Genomic DNA, 25,053 nt, shown 5'->3' with positions numbered 1-25,053 from the left:
ATTTACTTTTGTAACACAAAATTCAAATCATCATGAAAAGAACAATATTGATCACAGGAGCCAGCTCCGGTCTGGGAAAAGTGACCGCAAAATATTTCGCCGGACAGGGCTGGAACGTCGCCGCTACCATGCGCTCCCCCGAAAATGAAACTGACCTCACCCAATACGATAATATCAGCATCTTCCGCCTCGATGTAACCAATCCCGCCCAGATCCGGGAAGCCTTACATGCCGCCATCAACACCTTCGGTAAGATCGATGTCGTACTCAACAACGCCGGAATGGGCGTATATGGCGCACTCGAACTGGCCAGCGAATCAGATATCGACCAGCAATTCACCGTCAACGTAAGAGGCGTCATCAATGTCATCCGGGCAGTCCTGCCGCATTTCCGCGCCAACAGAAACGGAAAGTTCATCAACGTCAGCTCCTTCATGGGCATCACCACCGCCGTCCCGCTGGGATCACTCTATAATATGTCCAAGTTCGCACTGGAAGGCCTCACAGAAGGTCTCTACTACGAACTGAAACCGCTCAACATCTCCCTCCATCTTATCGAACCGGGAGGTTTCACCGGCAACAACTTCACACAAAACATGATATGGAACGATAATGACGAGATCATAGACTATAACAGCATCTCCCAAAAAGTACAACACCTCTTCAATACCGCAGACCGCAGCCAGATTGATGATGTCATGGTACTAGTCAATAACATCGAAGACATCGCAACAGGCAAAAACAACCAATTCAGGACCGTTATCGGCCAGGCCGGCAACCAATTGATGAATATGCGCAACAGCATGCCCATCGAAGAATACCTCGACAAAATTGCCGCTTCCTTCTCCTGATACACAACAACACCTCCCCCTAAACGACAACAGGTAAGTGAATGACTTCACTTACCTGTTGCTGATAATACGATGATATAACAGCCGATACGCCTAATCCCTTACTTCACAAGCTTGCCATTCAAATACCGGTAATATGGACTATCTGGCTAACACTAACGGGGAGAAAATCACAAATAAAGCCACCATCGCCAGTAATAATAAAATCGTATACCAATGCCGCCGCTTCCAGGGCTTTAAGTCTACCACATTGTTCCACTGCTGCACAAATGGTTCCTTACGGGGATATAGCGCGCCTATCCCTAACATCAGCAATACCGTCACGACAAACAATATCGCCAGCACATGCAGGAAATGTAAACTCGTATCCACCACCAGCTGGGAAAGAGCATAAGTAATAATGAAAAAGGTCAACCCTATTTTCGCCGCAATAGCAGGCATACGTTTATGCAACAACCCCACCACCAGTATCGTAAAGATCGGCACACTGAACAGGCCGCTTACCATCTGAATATAAGTATACAAACCCTTCGGCGCAAACGCAATAAAAGGAGCAATGATCATCGCCAACAGGCAAACCAACATCTCAAACCGCTTCCCCACCCGGATCAGCTGCCGCTCACTCACCGCCCGCTGCCGCCATTCATGAAAAGGTTTATAGAGGTTAAGCACAAATAGTGTACTCGTACTATTAAGTCCGGCATTGAAAGTAGTAAGCGCCGCCCCAAAAGCAATAGCTGCCATAAAACCCGTCAGCATCGGCGAACATACATCACTCACGATCCGCGGAAATACCTCCGCCGTGTTCTGCAAATGAGGATACAACTGCACCGCAATTAACCCCGGAATATTCAACAACAAGGGAGAAATAATCTTACCCACACAAGCTACCGCTATCCCCTTCTGACTCTCCGCCAGACTACGCGATGCCAGCGCCTGCTGCACAATATACTGCTCCGTACCCCAGTAATAAAGATTGACCAGGAACATACCAGTAAAAATAGTACCAAAGGGCACCGAATCCTCAACACCCCCAATCGCATTGAAATGATCCCGACGCGAAGCCAGCAAAATCTCAAGCCCATCCCCAGCAGACCCCTGTCCTAAATACTTCAACGCCGCATACGGCAACAAAATTCCTCCCGCAAACATACCCACCCCCAACACCGTATCCGAAATAGCCACCGCCTTCAATCCCCCCAATACCGTATACAAACAACCTATCAACCCGATCAGCCACACCAGCATCCAGATCGAGACCCAATGATCAATATGCAATAACTCCGATACATGAAACAGTCCGTTAAAAGTAACAGCACCGCTATACAGCACCGAAGGCAACATATTCACAATATAACTCAACAGGAAAATAGCAGAAACAAATCGTTTCGTACCCGTATCATAACGCTCCTCCAGGAAATCCGGAGTAGTAGAGATCCCACTTCGCAGATACACCGGCATAATAAACTCCGACACCAGCAACATCGCAAACACAGACGATAACCCCCATGCCATCACACTCATGTTATTCGTATACACAAGCTCATTCTCCCCGACAAATTGTACCGCACTGATGTTCGTAAAAAATAAAGCGCCCCCCACTACCAGGAAACCCAGGTTGCGGTTGGCAAAAAATAAACCCGCAGCAGTCTGCAGGTTCTCCTTCCGGGTCTTATACCAGGAGATCCAGGCCACCAGCAAGGTAACTAACAGAAAACTCAGTAAAGCACCAACATTCATAAGATCAAAGCGAATTACGTCTGATCAGCCGCGTAGGCAACACCTCCTGCACCGGCTCCCGGCGAAGCACTGCCTGCGCCGCCCGCTTACCCATCTCACTAAAACTAACCGAATAAGTCGTAATACCATTACCCACAAGCTCCTTCACCGGCTCGTCATTATGGGAAAGGATACCAATATCCTTTCCCGGTTTTATCTTTTGAGCAATACAATCCCTTAACAAGTTCCATAACTCCGCATTCTCATTCACATAATACACCACCCCCTTCTCTACCGACCCAGGCTCATACTCCCGCAATACCTCCCCCTTGATCTTATGCTTTTGAATAAATCGCTTGAAAGACCGCACAATCTCCGGCGGAAACAACGAATCAGGATTATGGAAGAACATCATCTTGTCAAACTGTTTGATCACACCCGCCAGCTGCTCAAACACAGCATACGAAGATTTCTCAAACTCCTGCACCACATAATTAAACGCCCCCTCCAACGGCTCATATCGGTCAAACATCAGCAACTTCTGCTGCGGGATCGTCTGCAACAACTGCCGCGTACGGGGATGATGGATCGGAGATATCACATACATACCATAATGACGGTTCTTCACCAACGAAAACATCGTCTCGAATACTTCAATGTTACCGTGATGAAAAAACACATCCAGGTGCACATCTGGCCCCAGCTCATTACGAAAACTACGGTAAAACTGCTCCTGGAAAGTATCTATAGTATACATCAGCAACGCCACCTTCAGCGACTGACGCGTATTATCATCCGAAACAAAATAACCCAACCGGTTCTTTGACTCGATCAATCCCCGGCTCTGCAACTCCCGGTAGCCCTTCATCACCGTCTCACGCGCATACCCCAACCCCGATATCATAGCATTCACAGATGGCAATGGATCACCCACCCCAATGAGCTTCTCATTGATAGCGTTCACAATACCCTCCACAAATCGCTCATGCTTAGAATAAGAGGGCACCTCCTCCAACTCCTGTATCTTTTCAAAAATTGCTTCCATTCCTGCTTATTGATCTGTTAAATAGCTACTTCACTACCTCCAGCTCCAGTACACGGCTATGCAGCTTCTTGGTCGTAAACACTTCCAGCCCCACCTTCATCAGGTAATCTCCCGAATACACCTTGCTGCCATTAAATGCCTCCTCCGGCTGTACACCAGGCATCAGATTAATCTCCTTCACACGGTACTTTTGCCGCGGATCTAACCCCTGGCAACGCACCGCTAAAAGCATCTCTCCAAAACGGGGATAAACATCATAAGCATACAAAAGCGCCTGCTCCCGCGACTCACTCACATACATCAACGCAGTATGATTACCTTCATATGGAGAAACAAGCCGGTACTGATCACCGTTGAAGTTAGTATTTTTCACCCGATTGTAAGTAGCCACCGCCGACCGGCAGAATGCCTGCTCCTCCGGACGCAACTCCTTCACATTAATATCAAATCCCAACTTACACTGCATAGCCACATCCACACGGAATTTGATGCTAGCATCATGATTCCAGCTCGTCACATGCGCCGCCATAGACTTAGAGGGGAAAAACTGGGAATACCCCCACTGAATAAACAACCGCTCCACCGGATCAGTATTATCACTACACCAGAATTCGGTAAAGTAACGCAACCCCTCATAATCCGTACGTCCACCGCCACCAGAACAAAGCATCATAGGCAGATCAGGATACTTCACCTTGATCCGGTCCAACACCTTGTACAAACCACGCACATACTCCACATAGAAATTGTTCTGACGGTCCTTCAGATATGGCGAATAAATATTGGTCAACGGACTGTTACAATCCCACTTCAAATAAGCCAACTGCGGATTTTCCGTCATCAGGTGATCCACCACCCCAAATACATGATCCTGCACCGCCGGATTACTCAAATCCAGTACCAGCTGGTTACGGAAGTAATAATGCTCCCGGTTCGGCAACAATACCACCCAGTCAGGATGCTGCTCAAACAACTCACTCTTCGGACTCACCATCTCCGGCTCTATCCAGATACCAAACTTCACACCATTACGGGTAGCCGCCTTTACCAACGCAGGCACACCATTCGGCAACTTATCCTTGGTAGGCGCCCAGTCTCCCAACCCCTGCGTATCACTATGACGGGGATACTTATTGCCAAACCAACCGTCATCCAACAGGAACATATCTACGCCGAGATACTTAGCCTCCGCCGTCAACGAATCCAGACTGGTCTCGTTAAAATTAAAAGCCGTAGACTCCCAGTTGTTCAACAGCGTCAACCGGTCTCCCTTACCGTCCTTCAGCTGATAACTGCGTGCCCATCTATGCAGATCCCGGCTGCCCTTACCGACCCCCTCGTTACTGAGCGTAAATATAAAAGCCGGAGTCGTAAACACCTTACCTGGCTCCAGCGTATAATCAGATGCATAAGGATTAATACCCGAAACCACCCGCAGGTTATGCTCATTATCTACCTCAAACGTAAAACTGAAATTACCGGTCCACCCCAGCGTACCCATCAGCACCTGGCCCTCCTGCTCACGGGGCGTATCCCCCAATCCCACCGTAAAGAAAGGCGACACATGCATGTTAGCCCTCGCTCCCAACTTCGTATCCACTACCTTCTTACCAAAACTCAATGGCGTAGTACTCATATTCGCCTCCTTCGCCCAGTCACCGCTAAACTCCGTCAGGAAATAACTGGACCGCTTCCAGTACAATATCGAAGAGGCATAACGGTTAATATTCACCGCCCGCTTTTCCTTATGGCTGATCTCCGTCCAGGACTCAATAACATTATCCCTCGAATAAGCACGGTAATACAACTTCACCTGCACCGGGTACAACACATCCTTCATCGTAATCACCGTCTCCGTCACATCATCCGATATCTTTCGCTGATCATGCGACACATACGTTAATACCGTCGCCGGATTACCGTCATTATGCCGTATCCCGAAGGCCGGCTCAAAATAAGTCTCCGTACCCGACACCGGATACACCTCCCAGGCCTGACCATCACTACGCGCCTTCATCGTAGCCGTCAGGTTAGCATACTCCTCTGGCTTAGATAAACGAGCCCCTAGATAAAGCTGATAAAGACGCCCGTTCTGAGCCGTCTGCAACACCAACTCAGTCTCACGGGTAGATACATGGATAGTCTCCGATTTAACCGCTGTTTGCAACACAGCAATCAGGAATAACAAAATGGATAGTGTCTTTTTGATCATGGCTATAATTTATTGCTAGCTATTTGCTGCTGATTTTTAAAAAAAGAACGTCCTTCGCCGGCACTTGCAACGGCTGCGCCGCATCAATATCCGCATGCGCCCATAAATTACGCAACTGGTAACGTTTACGTACATCCAATCCCAACCGCGCCAAAGAAAGCTTCACAGATCGCAACTCCTCCGTATAATTGAAAATGGCATAGTAAATATTTCCTTTCCCGTCTTCCAACACAAACTGATCCTCAGATCGCTCACCCGTACCTTCCACCGGACGGAAACTACGCCCCATCGCCGCTGCATTCACTTCCGCATTCGTCAGGAACTGCTTCGCCCTCACCTTACCTTCCTCACTTCCCTCCTTACTGAAATCATCCCCAGAAATAAAAAGCCCCGTAACAACCGCCGACGTAACACGGGCCCGGTTTTCCCCTTCCGATGCCTGCTGCAATACCACATGGTCCGCATCATTGTACCGGTAGATCTTGTCAATCCACCAGCCATACGATACCGCGTTCAGCGTATACTCCGTATCCTTGATCTTATTCCACGCATCACAGGCAATACGGCGCGACTGTGCATACTGCGCCGGGAAAATAGGCGCAATAGACAGGTTGATATACATATCTCCAAAATACTTGTCCAGCAACTGCATACCATAGTTATAAGCAGCAATACCAGATCTCACCCCAGTATTATACCACTTATCACCGTTGATAGCGCCGTGCGCCATAAAGTCTACCTTCACATACTGGAAACCACATCTGCGAAAGAGCGCAGATACCTCCTTCATTCGCTGCTCAATAGCCGGATGAGTAGGGTCTATGGCATAAGCACCATCCAGCTCCTGGGGTTGGCCGTTAGCATAAATATAAACATCTTTAAATCTATATTGCGGCGCTTCTTTAATAGCAGCATCCGGTCGCTTACCCCAGTCCGTAAATGGCGTCCAGTAAATACCGGCCATCTGCCCGTTCGCCTTACAGTGGCGTACAAAATCCTTCAGCTGCTCCTCCGTAAAACGATCCCACCCGGAATCCAAACCAATCACCACCTCACCGTCACCATTCACAAAATGATGCGGCTGCAACTCCTCATGGAAAAAATCAGATACCTCCAACGCCTTCTGATAACTGATATTGAACTGCAACACCCCCCAACTATTCCACCCCATCGGCATAGCCTTCTTCCAGGCCCGCGGCGGAGCAACGATCGCATTAGCAGCCCCATACGCTTCCATACCTACCCGCCAGTCACTAAACACGCCCAATAGCACCTTCGGCGATTTGATCACCTTCCCCTCCCTGGCGCCGTGAGGCAATAGATCACGGGTAGTAGAATCCGCCACACCGCCATAACAGGTAAGTGTATACGCACCCCCTGCCTTATCCATGAGCACCGCCGACTTCCAAAAATCATGCTCCACCGAGCCTACCACCAGCCCCTTACGGCTGTCACCGTCAAAAACAGCAGTCGTCTCATAACTGGTAAGCGTAGTAAAATCCAATGGGTGCGACTGGAAACGGATCCATTTGTCATTGTCAAATGGCACAAAAAGCGCACGCCCACGTCCCTCCCCCACCACAGGTGTAATATCTGCCAGGTTCACCGGCGCCATATAATTGGAAGCAATACTACCACCAGCACCTTCCAGCGTAAAATCAGTCAACAGGTAATCCTTCCCCGCATACTGATAAAATGACTGCACCAGCGTAGGCAACTGCCCATCCCGGTAAGTCACCTGCAACAGGCTGCCCCTGCCAAAAGCATCACGCACCGCCTTCACCGCCACCGTATGCCTCGCATAATCCTTCGCCGTCACCAACCGTCCATTCCACTTATACGAAGCATACAACTGCAAATCCACCTTGGAAGCCCCACTCGTAATCCGCAATGCCTTGCTCCCCTTGTCGTATACGATCTTCCAATCACCGGGCACCGCCGCCTGAACCGTACATACCAATAATAACATAGCCACCGCTGTCATAATACGCGGGGCAATCCGTAGTATCTTTCTCATAATAATGGTAAAAGCAGGCCGCCGCTTACGCAACGACCTGCTCGGTTTTACAATAATGATCAATTATATCCAGGATTCTGATCCGAAGGTTTAATGTCCTGGTTCAGCTTTATTTCCGTTTCAGGAATAGGGAATATTATCTGGAATGCCTGAATAGTACCAGATTGTCTGGCCCACTTATTACGGGCTTTCACATACTCCACAAACTTACCCGTACGGATCAGGTCTATACGACGCCAGTCCTCCGCAAACAACTCGCGCATACGCTCATCCATAATATCCCTGCGGAAGTTCTCCTGCGAAGTCACCTTCCATCGCTTATCATCCGGTAAATTACCTCCCCAGGCACGCGTACGAACCTCATTCACCACATTCACCGCCTCACCCGTACGGTTCAGCTCATTCAAACATTCCGCATAACTGAGCTTAACATCCGCCAACCGCAATACCGGTATGTTCTTACCAGAGTTCCACATATTATCGATCTTGTTGCCGGAATGTTTATCCGTACGGAAATCCTCATACTTCTTAACATGCGGCAACAACTCGTCATGATCAGGACCCAGATCCTCCCATTTAATAGGGTCCAGCGTAGGCGTCTGACCATAGTAAGTAAAATCATAACGGATACTCTCCTCCTTACGCAGATCCCCGGCTTCCCAAATACCACCATTATCCACAGTAGCATAAGCATACTGGGTCGGCACGATCTTGTCATATCCCGAATAATAACAGCCGTCCCCAAAAAAAGCCTGCACCGCACGGGAGCCTATCTGGAACTGTATCTTATTATTGTTAGGATAATTGAAATCAAATTGGAACTCCAGAATAGACTCCGGCGTATTAGGCTTGTTATAATCCCACAGATCCTTGTATGGTACCAACGAATAATTACCCATCATCTTCTCAAAACAGGCAGCTGCCTTGGAAAAATCACGTAGCCCGGTAGACACAGGCGCACACATATATGCCTTGCCCAACATCGCCCATGCCGCACCTGCCGTCGCACGGCCCGGCGTATTGCTCTTCGGACAGTTATCCGCCGCCCGCTGCAAATCCGCAATGATATACGCCCATACATCTTTCAAAGGCTGCCGGCGAAATCCCAACTCCGCCTCCCGGTTCAGATCACGGATAGGAATTTCCCCCCAATACATCGCCAACTGCAAATCCACAAAACCGCGGATAAAGGAAGCCTCCCCTACCAGCTTCGCCTCACGGGAATCAGGTACCAGCGTACCCGAACCTAACCCCTTTACGATCTTCGCAGCCTCATTCACAATCAACCAACGAAGATTCCATTGATTCGTAAGATGATTCAAAGTAGCATTCAGGTTACCGTCAAAACGGTCCAGCCCACCCTTATTCGCATCCCCCTTCATCTGGAAAGCTCCTTGCTGGATCTCATCCGTACCCATCATCATAATCAGGCCTTGCTCATCCGTACGGATAGCCTTCCAGCTGGCATACAGCCCCTTCAAACTGGTCTCCACCAGGTTCACATCGGAATACACCTGGCTCTCATCAAGTTTGGTCTGACTCCGCTCATCAAGGAATTTATTACAGGAGGTAGTGAACAGTGCAAATCCCACTACCAGTGTCCATTTTATTGTGCGTTTCATAATAAGCTAGTTGTTGATGTTAAAAACCTACATTCAGTCCGAATACAAACGATTTAATAGGAGGATATCCATAATCACCGGTCTCCGGGTCCATACCCTTATATGGCGTAATACAGAACAGGTTAGAACCAGTAACATACAATCGCAGATTGTTCAGCTTCCAGGCACTCAACAAACGCGCTGGTAAATTATACGAAAGCGTAACCGCCGACAACCGCAGGAAAGAGGCGTCCTGCAACGCATAATCAAGATCAGATGGATTATACCGGTTGTAGCTCGTGTTCGCTATCACACGGGGAATATTCGTATTCGGATGCTCCGGCGTCCAACGCTTCAACAGATCCACAGAGGCCATACTCTCCCCTACACTATTGATCAGCGTCTCATAATAACTACTGGTCTTCTTCGCACCGTAAGAATAAGTGAACATCGCGTTCAACCCGAAAGATTTATAATTGAGATTAGTCGAGAATCCGCCGTAGAACTTCGGATCCGTCTTCGCAACCACCGTCCTGTCATATTGATCCACAACACCGTCAGGCACCCCGTTAGGACCAGAAATATCCCGGGCAAACAAATCACCCAATCCTACCGTCTTACCATTATAGTTCAATCCTTCCCACTCCTTACGGTTCCACTCCTGCGCTATACCACCGGATACCAGCGTATAAATAGTATGCAGCGACTGCCCCAGGAACACGTTACCTTCCCGCTGGATCGAATTTTCGTTTAAGTTGTAGATCGCCGTCAGGTCACCATACAACCGCGTCACCCTGTTCTTATCAAAAGAGATATTACCGGATACCGTCCAGTTAAGATCTTTCTTCTGAATGATATCACCTGTCACGGAAAACTCCATACCCCTGTTGTTCACACGGCCAATATTCTCCCATTGCTGATTATAACCGGTAGTGCTGGCTAGCGAACGGTTCAGCAACAGGTTATCATTGTTGATATCAAAGAAGTCAGCAGTGATCGTCAACCTGGATTTGAGTAGGCTCATGTTCAAACCGATATTGCTCTGCTTCTGTTTCTCCCAGGTAATATTCGGATTCCCACGACGACCGTCATTAGAGATCAACGCATTGCCGTTATCTATCTTCGAACCATACAAGGTCTGGAAAGCGTAGTTGTTGATATCCTGGTTACCTACCACACCATAGCCTACACGTAGCTTCAACTGGCTGAACAATGTCACATCCCGCATAAAATCCTCCTTCGTCACATCCCAGGCCGCAGACACAGAGGGGAATATACCCCAGCGATTTCCTTCAGAAAAACGGGATGACCCATCGTAACGGGCAGTCGCCGTTAGGAAATACTTATCCTTATAGCTGTAGTTAGCACGGCCAATAAAAGACATCAAAGTATAGGCATAAAAATCAGACCCGATCACCGTCTTCGGAATCGCCGCAGCGCCGCCCAGATCGTGATAAGATAGATCATCGCTGGCAAAACGGTCCCCTTGCGCTTTCGTATAGTTAGACTGACGTTTGCTCGTACTCGTTCCCGCCAACACCGTCAACCGGTGATCATTCGCAATAGTAGTATTGTACGTAACCGTATTGTCCCATTGCCAGTAAGTATCACTCCACCTTTCATGTTTGGCACGGGCATCCCCGTTATAATGACGTACCGCCTCCTGGATATTATGCGGCGTGAACTCAAACCAATCCTGCGCACCGTAGTCAAGAGAATAGCTGGAACGGATATCCAACCCTTTAATAGGCGTAATGTCTATATAGTTAGAGGTGGTAAGACGGTTGCGGGAACGGTCACGCTGGATCAATAATGAGTTAAATGGATTGAAGTCATTATTGTTCTGCTCCCCGTGAGAACGGTAATAAATAGTCAGATAATTCGGCGTAAACCGCGTCGCCGGATCACGATATCCGTCGTAACTGAGCAGCGGATTAGCATTCAGCGCCTTGCCATATACATCGTCAGAAGGGATGCCGTCATTCGTACGGGTAAAGCCCGTATTAGTACCAACCTTCAACCACTTCTTCACATTGTACTCCGCATTAAAACGTCCGGTATATTTATCCTGCTTGGTATGCTCCACCACACCCTTATTACCGGCATATCCAACACTTAGATAAAATATCCCCCGCTCAGAACCGCCGGAAAAACTCAGCGCATGATTCTGCTGAAAACCGGTACGTGTCACCTGGTCCAGCCAGTTATAACTTTTCCTCTTATTATACGTATCAAACTCCTGCTCAGAAAAAGCAATATTCGATTTCAAGAGCGTATTGTCAATGTAATCCTGGCGATTGGCTGTCGGATGATCCTTCATATAACCGTTCGCATAAGCATCCAGACGCAACGCAAACAAATCCTGCGCATTCAGCGTCTTAGGTATCCGCGTAAAATCAGATACCCCCGCCCAGCTATCATACGTCACCAACCCGTCACCTCCACGGCGCTGCCCCCTCTTCGTCGTCACCACGATCACTCCGTTCGCACCCCGGGAGCCATAAAGCGCCGTAGCAGAGGCGTCTTTAAGCACCTCTATCGATGCGACATCGTTTACGTTAATAGCGTTAAAACCGCCCTGGTTATTCTCCATAATCACCCCGTCCACCACATAAATAGGTGAAGAGCCGGCATTGATCGTATTGATACCGCGGATCCTGATAGAAGCATCATCGCTGGGACGCGTACCATTACTCACAAAAACACCGGCAGCATTACCTTGCAATGCCTGGTTAATATTCGTCGCAGGTCGCTCCAACAGCTTTTTCGAATCCACCGTCGCCACCGCACCGGTAAGATCCGATCTCTTCATACGCGCACCCACTACCACCACCTCATCTACATTGGCAGTAGCCTGCTGCATCTTAATATGCAACGCCGACTGCCCCGAAAAAGATACCGCCTGCGTTTCAAAACCTAGGAAACTGAACTCCAGCGTCCCCTTATCCCCGCTGGTACTCAACTCGAAAGCACCGCGCGTATCCGTAACCATACCGGTTTTAGTGCCTACCAGCTTCACCGACACACCGGGAAGCGGCTCTCCTTTAATATCAGTGACGTTCCCGGAAATTTTGCCGCCCTGGGCAAAAAGTGGCGCAGTCCCGGTAAGCATAGCTATGACGAACAGCAGAAAACATAGCCGCTTAGAAGCATTTTTTGCATGCATAACGTGAAGCATAAAGTGTTTTGTAAAAGATACTTTTAATGACAGGTGTAATAAATAATTGGCATTCCCCCAATAAACGTGAAACTTAAATTTTTGTACCCGATTCCCACAAATTGACGCCACATACAAACTAAATAGCCGACAGTAGCTTCATTTCATAGATTTTGATTGGTTTGTTCTATTCTGTTCTACTTAACAAATATAATGTTAGTTTGGGATTTCCAAGTTTTATTTTTTTAGCTGGCAAAGATGAATGCCAAACACACACACATCACGCCTCACCGCCCACACCTTACCGCCTTTCAATACACAACGCTACGTACCGCCCACCAAAGAAGACGAACAGGCACTCTGTCCACCGATATCCATCAGACAACTGAAAAGAAAAAATACCCGCATTTTGCAATATCGTCGCCGTAGAAAATACAAAACTGGTACAGATATCCAATTTAGCCCTCGCACTCGCATTCATCAGTTAACTGACAAGTATAATTATGCAACATTGTTTCAAATAATTGAAATATTCCTTAGTTTTGCACTACCAGGGGGAACGAATAACTTACTCCTCTCCTGCTAAACTGGAATATAATGACTACACATAAGCTATTTGATGTAATTATCATCGGTGGTAGCTACGCCGGATTGGCTGCTGCTATGTCACTGGGCCGCTCATTAAGAGACGTATTGGTAATAGACGCAGGAAAACCTTGCAACAGGCAAACACCGCACTCCCACAATTTCCTGACCCAGGATGGTAAAACACCCCAAGAGATCGCTACCGTCGCCAGGCAACAGGTAGAACAATACACGACCATACAATTCTATGAGGGTACAGCCGTAGAGGGCCGGAAGACAGAGAAAGGATTCGAAATTACAACACAGTCCGGAGACCGGTTTGAGAGCAAGAAGTTATTTTTCGCAACCGGCATAGTCGACCAGATGCCCGATATCAAAGGGTTCACCACCTGCTGGGGCATCTCCGTGATTCACTGCCCCTATTGCCACGGTTATGAATTCCGTGGACAGAGAACAGCGATCATGGCCAATGGCGAAAAAGCCATGCACATCACCTCACTGGTACACAACCTCACAAAAGATCTCACCGTCCTGACAAATGCAAAAGCCGACTTCACCGACGACCAACGCAGTAAACTCGAACAACAAAACATTCCCGTCATCGAAACGCCGGTCACCGAGATTATCCATGAGAACGGGCACGTCCAACAGGTCGTTTTCAGCGATGGACAACAGATGAACTTCGATGCCGTTTATGCGGCCATTCCATTTACACAATCCTCTGATATACCCGAAAAATTAGGCTGCGAACTTACAGAACAAGGCTTTATCAAAGTAGGTCCGTTCCAGCAAACCAACATCGAAGGTGTCTTTGCCGGCGGGGATAATACCACCCCCATGCGCTCAGTCGCCAGTTCGGTAGCCGCAGGTGCATTAGCCGGCGCAGCAATAAATGCAGAACGCTGTAAAGAACAATTCTAATCGCTGATCTGTGCCACCCAGTCGTATATCACCTGCATCACTTCCCGTAATTCCACTTCGCTGATGATATAAGGCGGCATGACATAAAGAATGTTCCCAATAGGGCGTAACCATACCCCCTTTTCCATGGCATAGGATTTGAAGCCATTTAAAAGTGCTGCATCCGTGAACTCAATAGCACCAATAGCGCCTATGATCCTCTTCTCCACGATAGCAGGAGATACCATCGTTGAAAAGACTTCGGTAATAAATCCGTTGATATTTTTGACCTTTTCCAGGTAGTTTTCCGTTTCGATGATGTTGATACTCTCCAACGCAATAGAACAGGCAAGCGCATTACCCATAAAGGTAGGTCCATGCATCAGCGCCTGTTCATAGCTATCACCCAGGAAGCTGTTGTACACCTCAGAGGTCGCAAGTGTGGCCGCATGCCCCAGATAACCGGCCGTCAAGGCCTTCCCAAGTATCATCAGGTCCGGAGTTATACCAGCGTGTTCCGCTGCAAATAAGGTACCCGTACGCCCAAATCCGGTAGCCACCTCGTCAAAGATCAGCAATACATCGTATTGACTACACAGCGCACGGGCTGCTTTCAGATATAAAGGAGAATAAATATTAAATCCACCAGCACACTGCACTATAGGCTCTACAATAAATGCCGCTATATGCGGTCCATTTTCCTTCAACAAGGTTGCCAATGCATCTACCGCCGGCTGTATCTGTGCCGCCGTAGCGTCAAATCCACCCGCAGGTATATCCAGCGTATATCCCCGGTGTAACACCCCGGAAAAAGCCCTGGAAAAATCAGAGTCATCACTCACTTCCATTGCCTTAAAAGTATCACCATGGTAACCATTCTTCAGCGAAATGATCTTATGTTTACCGGCAACGCCAACATTACTCCAATACTGAATGGCCATTTTTAATGCCACTTCCACCCCTACTGACCCGCTGTCAGAGAAAAACACATGATTAAGCCCGGCTGGTGTTATCCTGACCAGGGCTTCCGCGAGGTCTAACGCTGGCGCATGTGTCATCCCGCCCAACATCACATGGGAAAACTTACCTGCCTGCGCCATCAGCGCCGCATTCAACTTCGGATGATTATAACCGTGTATAACAGCCCACCACGACGAAATACCGTCTATCAATGACCGGCCGTCCTCCAGGTGCATCACTACGCCATTACCAGCCGTCATCTTAGGTACACGATCAACGTGCCGCATTTGCATATAAGGATACCACAACATAGATCTGCTTTATAGTTCTTGCCAACACTCAATGGCACCGCAAAATAAATCATTCTACCCTTCATTGACAAACCTATATCTGCGGACCATCCGGTAAGAAAGCAATCGGAAGATTTAATACAAAAATGGGAAGTTGAATTCCCTTCTTTTTGGAATAATTATTTATCTATGATACCATGTCGCCGGCCATTTTACGATACTAAAGGGAAACCATAGCAATGGAACCAGAACATATTTAGGAGTGGAGGTTATAGTATAAAAAAGAATAATTATAATACTAATGACATATAATAAAAAAAATATTTGATGATGGGTGATCGATATATTAGGGGAATTGTTTTATCTTTCCACCAGATTGAGCATGCCGTTACACCAACCAAATATTGATTTACTGAAAGGAGTCATTGAGAATAACGAACAGGCCATACACCACTTGTTTCGCTTATATTATAGCTCATTGGGGTATTATGCGCAAAGTTTGGTGCAGCAACAACAAGAAGCAGAAGATATAGCCATCGATGCTTTCTTAAAATTCTTACAACGCAAAGAACAGTTCCAAACATTAGCAGCTGTAAAATCATTTTTATTTACCACAGTAAAAAATGCTTGCATTGATTATTTGCGGAAGGAGAAACGCCACCAACAGGCGCACGCAGAAATCGTGCATATAGAACAAGCACCCGCAGCAGAAGATACCTTAGAGATTACGGCCATGGTATTACAATCGGTGTACGAGGAAATCGAGAACCTACCTACACAATGTAAGTTAGTATTTAAGGCTTTGTTTTACGAGGGTAAGAAAACCAATGTTGTGGCCGAAGAACTGGGCCTTTCGCCACAAACCGTACTTAACCAAAAAGCAAAAGCTATCAAGCACCTGCAATGGTTCTTGCAACAAAAAGGATATATGGACACACTCCTTTGGGGTACCATCTCTTTACAGGCCTATTTGTTACACCAGTTTCATCCCCCGCTACAATAAATTTCTATCCCCCCTATTAACAGGCTCAAAATTACGCCTGTAGCCATTATAACAAGCCACATCCGAATCCGTTTTTTAGTCGTTCCATTTTTTTTTCGAAAAGGGATGGTTAAAATCATTCACTGTTCGTTTACCTGATAGAGGGCATTCATATATCAACCAAAAAACATGGAGCCACAACAAATACACTTGTTTATTATAGCATATTTACGCGACGAGATCAACGCGGAAGATCTGGCACGGCTCAACGAATGGCGCCAGGCCAACCCGCAGCATGAACTTACTTTTACACGGCTTACGGAAAAGAAATGGCTAACGGCTAACATCATTGAGTTGCAGCAACACTTTCCTACTGATAAAGCGTGGGAAAAAATAAGTGCACAAATGTCATTTGCCAAACCTACACCGCCTCGCATATTTGCCATGCGAAAATGGTTACCAGCGGCCGCTGCGTTAATATTACTACTTGCAGCCGGTTGGTGGTTGCTGCAAGATCATTCACCTGTCAATTTACCTATAGCGCAACAACAGCGTTTTAAGAACGACGTACCTCCAGGCAAGACGGGTGCCGTGCTTACATTATCCGATGGTTCCCAGGTTTCATTGGACGACGTTAACAATGGGAAGTTAACGGATCAGGGAGATGCCGCCGTAACCAAGGAAAATGGCGCATTGGCTTACAATAAAAGCGGGACAGCGGGGCAGATCATTTACAACACACTCCATACACCTCGCGGCCGAAAATTTAAGTTGCAATTATCAGACGGTACCATGGTATGGTTAAACGCTTCATCATCAATCACTTACCCGGTCAACTTTCCCGACTCGGCGCGTAACATCACATTAACAGGAGAAGCCTATTTTGAGGTGGCCAAATCTTCGGCTCCGTTTAAAGTAAAAATTCCACAGGTAGAAATCCAAGTATTAGGTACACATTTCAATGTGATGGCATACGAAGACGAAGCATTATGGCGTACAACATTGATAGAAGGGGCTGTACATGTTAAAGGCCCTAAAACAGCCGTGCTGCTTACAGTGGGCGAACAGGCGGGATATGATCCCGTTACACAAAACTGGAAAATTACAAAGCCCGACTTAGAGGCTGTATTGGGCTGGAAGAACGATATCTTCTATTTCGAGAATGCAAATATTGCGGCGGTGATGAAACAACTCGTACGATGGTATGATATAGAAGTTGTATATGAAACACCGGTAGATATTCACTTTTCGGGTACACTCCCCCGCAATGTAAACATCAGTACTATTTTAAAAACTTTAGAATCAACTAAGAGTGTAAAATTCAGCATCGAAGGGAAAAAAGTATTTGTATCAAAACCAATCTAGGTCGCCGTTCAACGCATAAAAAAGCCGGAAGTGCTGCTACACCGCCGGCAAACATTTGAGTCGTTGACAAGCTATTAATGCATCTTAATCGTAAACTCAAACACTGCAAAAGTATGAAATTGACTTTGCATGGGAAAATGCTATACCTAGCCACTCCCATTCGCCAAAAACTGCTGGTTATGAAATTAACAACCGCATTTATTTTAATCGCTTGCTTAAAGCTAAGCGCCACGGGAATCGCACAAAATGTGACCATCTCCTTCCGCAACAGTTCACTTGAAAATGCAATCCGGGAAGTACGAAGGCAAACCGGCTATAACATCTTGTATACTAGCGAATTAATGAAAACAAGCAAACCAATTTCTCTCGATGTAAAAGATTTGCCGATCAACCAATTCCTGGACAAATGTTTGATTGATCAACCTATTACTTATCACTACATTGAAGATAAAATCATCGTTCTAAAACCACTTGTCAGCTCTTCTGTCAACAACACCGAGATAGCAGAACCAGAGGTAAAAGGTAGTGTCGTAGATGAAAATCTCCAACCATTAGCCGGCGTATCTGTAAAAAACGTAACAAATGGTGTAATAGCTGTAACAGATGCGAAAGGTCAATTTTCCATTAAAGGCAGCGCGGGAAACATGCTTGAATTTACCTTCGTTGGCTTTAGGAAACAACGCTACCGTATCGCTAAAACCAACACTAAAGATGACGCCACACAGACCCATTCACAAATATTGATTCAATTATCTATCGAGCCCACCGAATTATCGGGATCGGTAGTAATTGGATATGGCACAGCGAAAAGAAAAGATTTAACGGGTTCTGTTGCTTCTGTGAGCGCTGCCGAAATAAAAAACGTACCATTTACAAGTGTAGACCAAGCCTTGTCAGGAAAAGCAGCAGGTGTACAAATAGTGCAAGCCGATGGTTCACCAGGTGGTGTAGCCAAGATCAGAATCCGTGGCGGGGCTTCTTTAATGGGCACTAACGACCCGTTATACATTATAGACGGTGTACCAATGCTGAATCAAAATAACTATCAAAAAAATGCAGTAGAAATTGTAAATCCAGTCGAAACCTATAGTGGAGATAACATGAATAGTAGCGTTTCGGGGGCATTCGCTCGTGGTTTAAATAGCTTAGCAGGATTAAATATAAATGATATCGAAACGATCGATATTCTGAAAGATGCTTCTGCGACTGCTATTTATGGTTCTAAAGCTGCAAATGGGGTGGTTATTATCACAACCAAAAGAGGCAAATTTAATCAAAAACCGGTGCTGGAAGGTAATTACTACACTGGTTTGTCAACACCACTAAAGGAAAAAGTACTCAATGCACAACAGTACATCAGCATTGTAAAAGAGGCTGTGCAAACATTAATAACAGAACGTGCGCGCTTGGGCGAGCCACCTAGTAATAATCTACAGTCTATAATCAATAATCCCGATTTCTTTGGCAAAGCCAATACCGATTGGTTAGGCCTGGTACTGCGCAACGGGTTCACCCAAAACGCAGATATCAGTGTACGCGGAGGTGGTAATGGGTCTCGTTATTTTACCTCATTAGCATACACCAAGCAAGAAGGAGTGCTAATTGCCACCGATTTTAGCCGTGTTTCAGGTAAGCTTAACCTTGATAATGAAATCACGAAGCGATTACGTTTGCAAACTAACATGGACTTTGGCTTCACTACTAATAATTTAACCAATGGAGTATATGGTCAAGCCATGTTTGCACCGCCTACAGAAAGCCCATATGATCAATTTGGCGCCTATTCTACTTTAGGCCGTTTAAGCACCGCTTACCAAGGCTTCCAGAATCCTTTAGCATTGGCATCAGGTATTAACAGAACAAAAAGTACGATCTTGCTGGGCTCTATAGCATTAGACTATGACATTCATAAAGACTTACGTTTCCGTTCAGTTGTATCAATCAACTATAACAATTATAACCAGCTGAACTATGTACCTAGTTATGTAGACATTGGAGGCGTCTTAGGTCGTGAAAGTTCAGGGGGCGGAACGGGATCTGAAGCAACAAGTACATCTATTAATTCTTTCTTTGAAAATACTTTATCGTATAATAAATCCTTCAATGACAATCATCGCATCAATGCAGTATTAGGTACCTCTTGGGAGAAATTTACAAAGAAAGAATTTTCAGCTATTGGTAAAGGTTACCCTGATGACGACTTCTTAAACAACCTGAATTCTGCTGCAATTCCTGTCGCTGTTAAGGGTAGTGATCCTTCGAGCCAATATGCATTGCTTTCCTTTTACTTACGCGCGAATTATACGTTAAAAGATAAAATTATTTTTACATTCACCGGTCGTTCCGATGCTTCTTCTAAGTTTGCAAAGCGCAACCAGGTAGGTTATTTTCCTTCAGGAGCAATTGCCTACCGTATTTCTGAAGAAAACTTCTTAAAGAACTTGAAATGGCTCGATGAATTAAAGTTTCGTGTTAGTGCCGGTAAAACAGGTTTGCAAACTTCTCGTGAAAACTTATGGCGCACTTTATTTGCACCGGTAAGTTATAATAACAAAAATGCCTTCATTCCATCGCAATTAGGGAATGAATCCCTCAAGTGGGAATCATCTTTACAAAAAGACATAGGGCTTGATTTTTCTATGTTCGCTGGCAGGCTACGTGGTACTTTGGGATTGTATGAGAAAACGACTGATGGCTTATTGTTGCCTGTTTCAACGCCATACAGTTCATCTTTCAGCAGCGTGATTTTAAATATTGCGAAAGTGCGTAATAGAGGTTTTGAAATTGACGTGCGGGGTGATATTATTCGACGAAAAAAGTTTCAATGGAATGTTGCCGTAAATCTGTCTAGCAATGTATCTAAAGTTCTAAACATTAATGGCGGCCCCTTTAGTGATCCACAGAACAGAAATGCAAGGCTAAACACCAGTATAATTAAAGAGGGTGAACCATATGGACTTTTATATGGTACGATTGCAACAGGTATTATCAAAACCAAAGAGCAATTAGAAGCATATAAAAAAGACTCTCCAGATTGGCAAGCTTATAACCCTTATTTAAATATAGGCGATATGAGTTACAAATTTATTCGAGACAGAAGGGAGGAAGATGTGATTGGCAATGCTAACCCTAAGTTCTATGGCGGTATCACCAATACATTTGGTTACGGCAACCTCAACTTAATTACCCTATTAACCTACTCTGTTGGCAATAAATTGATCTATCAAAATGACGTAAGCGCCATGTCGATCGATAATTTGGCCAATAGGAGTATACGAATTTTGGACCGGTATAATGCCGACAATACCAATAGTACCCGGCCTAGACTTATTTTCCCTATACCGAATCCTTTATCACAGGAGAATGTATATGATGCCTCTTATTTGAAATTAAGATCAGTAACGCTTGCATACAATGTGCCACAGAAACTATTGGAACGCATACGGTTCAAATCTGCTTCTGTATATTTTACTGGCACCAATTTATTCACGCTCACTAAATATCCAGGGTTAGATCCCGAAGTAAGTGATAACCCCGGTAGTATAGTTGGTGGCGGTAGAGATATCAGTGCATTTCCAAGTGTTCGCATGTATGTGGCTGGTTTACGTTTTGGTTTATAATTTTCTAAAGAAGAACAACATGAAAAACATATTTAGCCTTATCACAATAGTTATGATAGCATACGCGCTTTCTTCATGTAAGGATCAATTAAACGCGTTACCGAGCCAGGAGAAAGTTGATGGTAACGTTGTTGTTGATCAAAAAAGTGCAGAAGTGGCTTTGAATGGGGTATATTACCAGTTCGCCGAAGCGGGCACTTACCGCAGTGTGCCAAGTACTAAGACGGCTGATGGTCACGAAGTCACACAAGCACATTTAGCCGGTTTAGTTGAAGATCCCAATGGTAACAAAAACTATTTTAAAAATAATCTCATTACGCCTAACAGCTTTGTTGCTACTAGTATCTGGGCGCCTGCTTACAATTTAGTGAACACTGCTAATAGTGTAATAACCGCCGTAACTGACTTACCTACAAGTAAAATCACCGAATCTCGCAGAAAATCAATCATTGCAGAAGCCAAATTTATGCGTGCTTACGGTCATGCCAGGTTACTATGGTACTATGCCGAATATAAAGACCCTGATAGTAAATATGGCGTATTCTTACACACGAAGCCTATAAATACAGATAATATGGCAGGAGCCAGGGGCAGAGTAAAAGATGCTTACGATTTTATATTAGCAGACATTGACGAGGCTATTCAAAACGCTCCTACTTCATTTGCTAATATTACCGTTACAAGTTGGACTGCAAAAGCACTGAAAGCACGCGTGCTAATCAACAGAGGCGCTGCTGGCGATTATAACAATGTTATCACTTTAACTGACGATATTATCAAAAATTCGCCTTACACACTCGAAACAAATCTCAAAGACATTTTTTTATCTAAAGGATTAAGTAGTAATGAAGTGATGCTGGGAACTGTCCCCTATGCCGGGCAAGTTAATAAGCGGGATAATTACTTATATTTTGGTACTCCTCCTATTGTTGCTACTTCAACATTAAAAACACTGTTAGAAAACGATCCGCGTGTAAGTTGGCTACTCAAAAACAACCAAAACTACATCGGTATTGCAAAGTATCTAGGTTCGCAAGTGGAAGTAGGCTATATGTTTCGTTTAACAGAAGTATACCTGATGCAAGCAGAAGCTATTACTAGAAACAATGGAAACCTGTCAACAGCAAAAACGTTACTGAAAACCGTAATGCAAAAAGCAGGAATCAGTGATTTTAGCATCGTAGAAAATGCTAATACTGCAGATAATTTAATGATGGAAATTTATAAAGAAACATGTAAAAACTTATTGTGTGAAGACGGACAAGAATGGCAGGCATTACTGCGGTTCCCGTTATCCACTATTCAAACTTTACGACCATCAATTAAAAGTAAAAATCAATTTATTCTTCCAATTCCTAGTGGAGAATTTTTACTAAACCCATCAATTGGCGAACAAAATCCAGGTTACACAAAATAATTACTATCATGAAAACAACCCTTTCCTGCCTTGCGCTCATTTGTAGCGCATTGGCAGGTTATTCGCAAAAAAATTTGCATTTAAAAGCCACTATTAAAGGATTACAAGCAGGTACTATCATATATATTAATCCAATATCAGGTGAGGATATGATAGATTCGGTTGTTTCCAAAGCAGGAAGTTTTACTTATCATAAAACATTTCGCCCTGCTACAGGAGGTTATTACTTACTGCAAATTGGCAGAGGATACGACGAGCAAAATTTTATGCGGTTGTACTTAGATAACGGCCAAGTAACCATTACCGGTAATGGCCCGGGATTTAAAGATGCGAAAGCTAGCGGTGCCTCATTTATCAAAGATATGAACGACTTTGAATCATATTTGGATAATCATGCCGACATTAAACCTAGAAAAGACCTTTATGCAAAAGCCGAAGAATTATACTCAAAAAAAGACACTATAGGTTTTGCTGCCTTGCGGCCAGCCTTATATCGCATGGATTCTATCGTCACGGTTGTTACAAAACTGTGGGTGATGCAACACTTACATTCACCCATTAGCAGTGCCGTAAGCCAATTTCAACTCGGCAGCAAATTGTCGATTGACGAAATGGAAAAGCTCTACAATTCATTTGGTAGTGCAGCAAAAAATAATATACCGGGGAAGAAGATCTTGCATACAGTAACCGTAGTAAAGAAAACAGCCATTGGTCAACCTGCGCCAGTGTTTAGTCAGGCCGATACTTTGGGCAACTTGGTTTCGTTGGCAGATTTTCGGGGGAAATATGTGCTCGTGGACTTCTGGGCAAGCTGGTGCGTACCTTGCAGGCAAGAAAATCCCAACGTTGTCAAAGCTTTCCAAAGCTATAATAGCAAAGGCTTTACCGTACTAGGTGTTTCCTTCGATCAACCCAATGGCAGAGCCAAATGGTTAAAGGCAATCCACGACGATCAATTGACCTGGACACACGTTTCTGACCTGAAGTTCTGGAACAACGCCGCCGGTAAAATGTATGATATCCAAGCTATTCCCGCCAACGTATTAGTAGACCCCAATGGCATCATCATTGCTAAAAATTTACATGGCGACGAGTTAATGCAAAAGTTGCAGGAGCTACTGGGAGCGCCACAAATGAAAACCAGCAGAGCATTTATTATAAACGGTACAGGAGGTAAAGAAGGCAACTGGTACTACTTTTACCTGAATAAAAAGAAAGATAGTATACAGGTTAAAGATGGACAATTTACTTTGAAAGGCGAAATCAACAATGCAAAGCAACTCACCATCGTCGAAAAAGATGATGCTAAAATAGCGGATGATAGCTATGTGCGCTTGTTTATTGAACCAGGTACTTTGCAATTAAGGCTCGATAGCAACAAATTAAGCAATTCCGTTTTAACAGGTAGTAAAACGCAAGCTTTATACCAAAGCCTTGAAGCAAAAAATAAGATCACTGCTGACAAATACAAGTACCTCCTCGAGCAATCGAATAAGGCTGACGAAGCTTATGATGCCGGGTTCAAATATAAAACCTCGGAAAAAGAAATGGAGGCCTTAAAGGATGCAGCCTATGCGGCACGCGCGGCGCTATCACCTTACTTTGAAGAAACACGTCAAAACGCGATGCAATTCTTTAAAGAGCACCCAACCTCTATGCTGACGGCTACCATGCTGCGTTTTTACATCCCCAGTATGACGGCTGACGAAGCACAAGGCTATTACGATCGTTTGGGCGAGGCACAAAAAAGTGAAGAAGGGAAAGAATTGCTGGCAGAGATCAACAATTTGCGTTCGGGATCACCAGGCAGCATGGCCACTGAATTCAGTGGAAAAGACATCAATGGTCAAAATTTAGCTCTCAGCGATTTCAAGGGCAAATATGTGTTGATTGATTTTTGGGCAAGCTGGTGCGGTCCTTGCAGAAAAGGCAACCCACATCTATTGAAGTTGTATACACAATACAAAAAGAAAGGTTTTGAAATCATTGGCGTGAGTGATGATGATAGTAACGTAACCGCTTGGAAAAAGGCCGTGGCCAAAGATGGTATCGGCGGTTGGAAACATGTGTTGCGTGGATTAAAGCGTGTGGGCGATGATTTTGATAAAAGTGAAGACAAATCCGAAGCCTATGGTATTCATTCTTTGCCAACAAAGATATTGATTGACCCTAGCGGTAAGATCATCGGCAGATACGGTAGTGGAGGAGAAAATGATGCCGCTATGGATGCTAAATTAGCAGAGATATTCGGTAGTTAAACCTACCATTATCATAACAAACCATTAGGGCCACCGTTTTATACGGTGGCCTTTTATATTATACCGTCAATGTA

14 protein-coding genes are annotated in these 25,053 nt (G+C 45.3%); 7 read left to right on the top strand and 7 right to left on the bottom strand.

The features are described from left to right. Window positions 1–32 precede the first annotated feature (32 nt). Complete coding sequence (locus tag KTO58_RS08100; RefSeq protein ID WP_095839865.1) at window positions 33–851, top strand: SDR family oxidoreductase; 819 nt, start codon at window positions 33–35, stop codon at window positions 849–851. 141 nt (window positions 852–992) lie between these two features. Here the strand turns inward: KTO58_RS08100 and KTO58_RS08095 are convergent, their stop codons facing one another. Genes KTO58_RS08095 through KTO58_RS08070 form a run of 6 tightly spaced genes read right to left on the bottom strand, consistent with a single transcriptional unit; the run spans window position 993 to window position 12,611 of the window. Next, window positions 993–2,591: a solute:sodium symporter family transporter gene (locus tag KTO58_RS08095; RefSeq protein ID WP_095839866.1), complete on the bottom strand. Its 1,599-nt coding sequence runs from the start codon at window positions 2,589–2,591 to the stop codon at window positions 993–995. Window positions 2,592–2,595: 4 nt separating this feature from the next. After that, window positions 2,596–3,615: a GntR family transcriptional regulator gene (locus KTO58_RS08090; RefSeq protein ID WP_095839867.1), complete on the bottom strand. Its 1,020-nt coding sequence runs from the start codon at window positions 3,613–3,615 to the stop codon at window positions 2,596–2,598. 25 nt (window positions 3,616–3,640) lie between these two features. Then, window positions 3,641–5,827, bottom strand: coding sequence for an alpha-galactosidase (locus KTO58_RS08085; RefSeq protein WP_225860130.1), 2,187 nt, complete (start codon window positions 5,825–5,827; stop codon window positions 3,641–3,643). 19 nt (window positions 5,828–5,846) lie between these two features. Further along, window positions 5,847–7,844, bottom strand: coding sequence for an alpha-galactosidase (locus KTO58_RS08080; RefSeq protein ID WP_095839868.1), 1,998 nt, complete (start codon window positions 7,842–7,844; stop codon window positions 5,847–5,849). Between the two features lie 59 nt (window positions 7,845–7,903). Continuing rightward, window positions 7,904–9,466: a RagB/SusD family nutrient uptake outer membrane protein gene (locus KTO58_RS08075; protein ID WP_095839869.1), complete on the bottom strand. Its 1,563-nt coding sequence runs from the start codon at window positions 9,464–9,466 to the stop codon at window positions 7,904–7,906. A 19-nt stretch (window positions 9,467–9,485) separates the two neighbouring features. Next, a complete protein-coding gene (locus tag KTO58_RS08070; RefSeq protein ID WP_095839870.1) occupies window positions 9,486–12,611 on the bottom strand; it encodes a SusC/RagA family TonB-linked outer membrane protein in 3,126 nt (1,041 codons plus the stop codon). Window positions 12,612–13,199: 588 nt separating this feature from the next. Here KTO58_RS08070 and KTO58_RS08065 point away from each other — a divergent pair. Next, complete coding sequence (locus tag KTO58_RS08065; RefSeq protein WP_095839871.1) at window positions 13,200–14,108, top strand: NAD(P)/FAD-dependent oxidoreductase; 909 nt, start codon at window positions 13,200–13,202, stop codon at window positions 14,106–14,108. On the opposite strand, the gene bioA is transcribed toward KTO58_RS08065, so the two are convergent. Next, entirely contained in the window at window positions 14,105–15,358 is a 1,254-nt protein-coding gene (gene bioA / locus KTO58_RS08060; RefSeq protein WP_095839872.1) for an adenosylmethionine--8-amino-7-oxononanoate transaminase, read from the bottom strand. The two genes, KTO58_RS08065 and bioA, sit on opposite strands and share 4 nt — an antisense overlap. 313 nt (window positions 15,359–15,671) lie before the next feature. Here bioA and KTO58_RS08055 point away from each other — a divergent pair, with 313 nt between their 5' ends. The 5 genes from KTO58_RS08055 to KTO58_RS08035 all read left to right on the top strand — a co-directional run bounded on the left by KTO58_RS08055 (window position 15,672) and on the right by KTO58_RS08035 (window position 24,979). Next, entirely contained in the window at window positions 15,672–16,340 is a 669-nt protein-coding gene (locus KTO58_RS08055; protein WP_157753105.1) for an RNA polymerase sigma factor, read from the top strand. Between the two features lie 168 nt (window positions 16,341–16,508). Continuing rightward, the gene (locus KTO58_RS08050) at window positions 16,509–17,684 is read left to right on the top strand and encodes a FecR family protein (protein ID WP_225860129.1); all 1,176 of its coding nucleotides are present in this window, start codon (window positions 16,509–16,511) and stop codon (window positions 17,682–17,684) included. 179 nt (window positions 17,685–17,863) lie between these two features. After that, a complete protein-coding gene (locus tag KTO58_RS08045) occupies window positions 17,864–21,304 on the top strand; it encodes a SusC/RagA family TonB-linked outer membrane protein (protein WP_095841652.1) in 3,441 nt (1,146 codons plus the stop codon). A 19-nt stretch (window positions 21,305–21,323) separates the two neighbouring features. Continuing rightward, window positions 21,324–22,721, top strand: a complete 1,398-nt coding sequence (locus tag KTO58_RS08040; RefSeq protein ID WP_225860128.1) for a RagB/SusD family nutrient uptake outer membrane protein — start codon at window positions 21,324–21,326, stop codon at window positions 22,719–22,721. 8 nt (window positions 22,722–22,729) lie between these two features. Further along, window positions 22,730–24,979 carry a redoxin domain-containing protein gene (locus KTO58_RS08035; protein WP_095839876.1) on the top strand — a complete coding sequence of 750 codons (2,250 nt, stop codon included), beginning with the start codon at window positions 22,730–22,732 and terminating at the stop codon, window positions 24,977–24,979. The last annotated feature ends 74 nt before the right edge of the window (window positions 24,980–25,053 follow it).

The sequence above is a fragment of the Chitinophaga pendula genome, from assembly GCF_020386615.1.
Taxonomy (GTDB): domain Bacteria; phylum Bacteroidota; class Bacteroidia; order Chitinophagales; family Chitinophagaceae; genus Chitinophaga; species Chitinophaga pendula.
The sequence above is the reverse complement of the archived record's forward strand: the minus strand, read 5'-3'. Positions and strand labels throughout refer to the sequence as shown.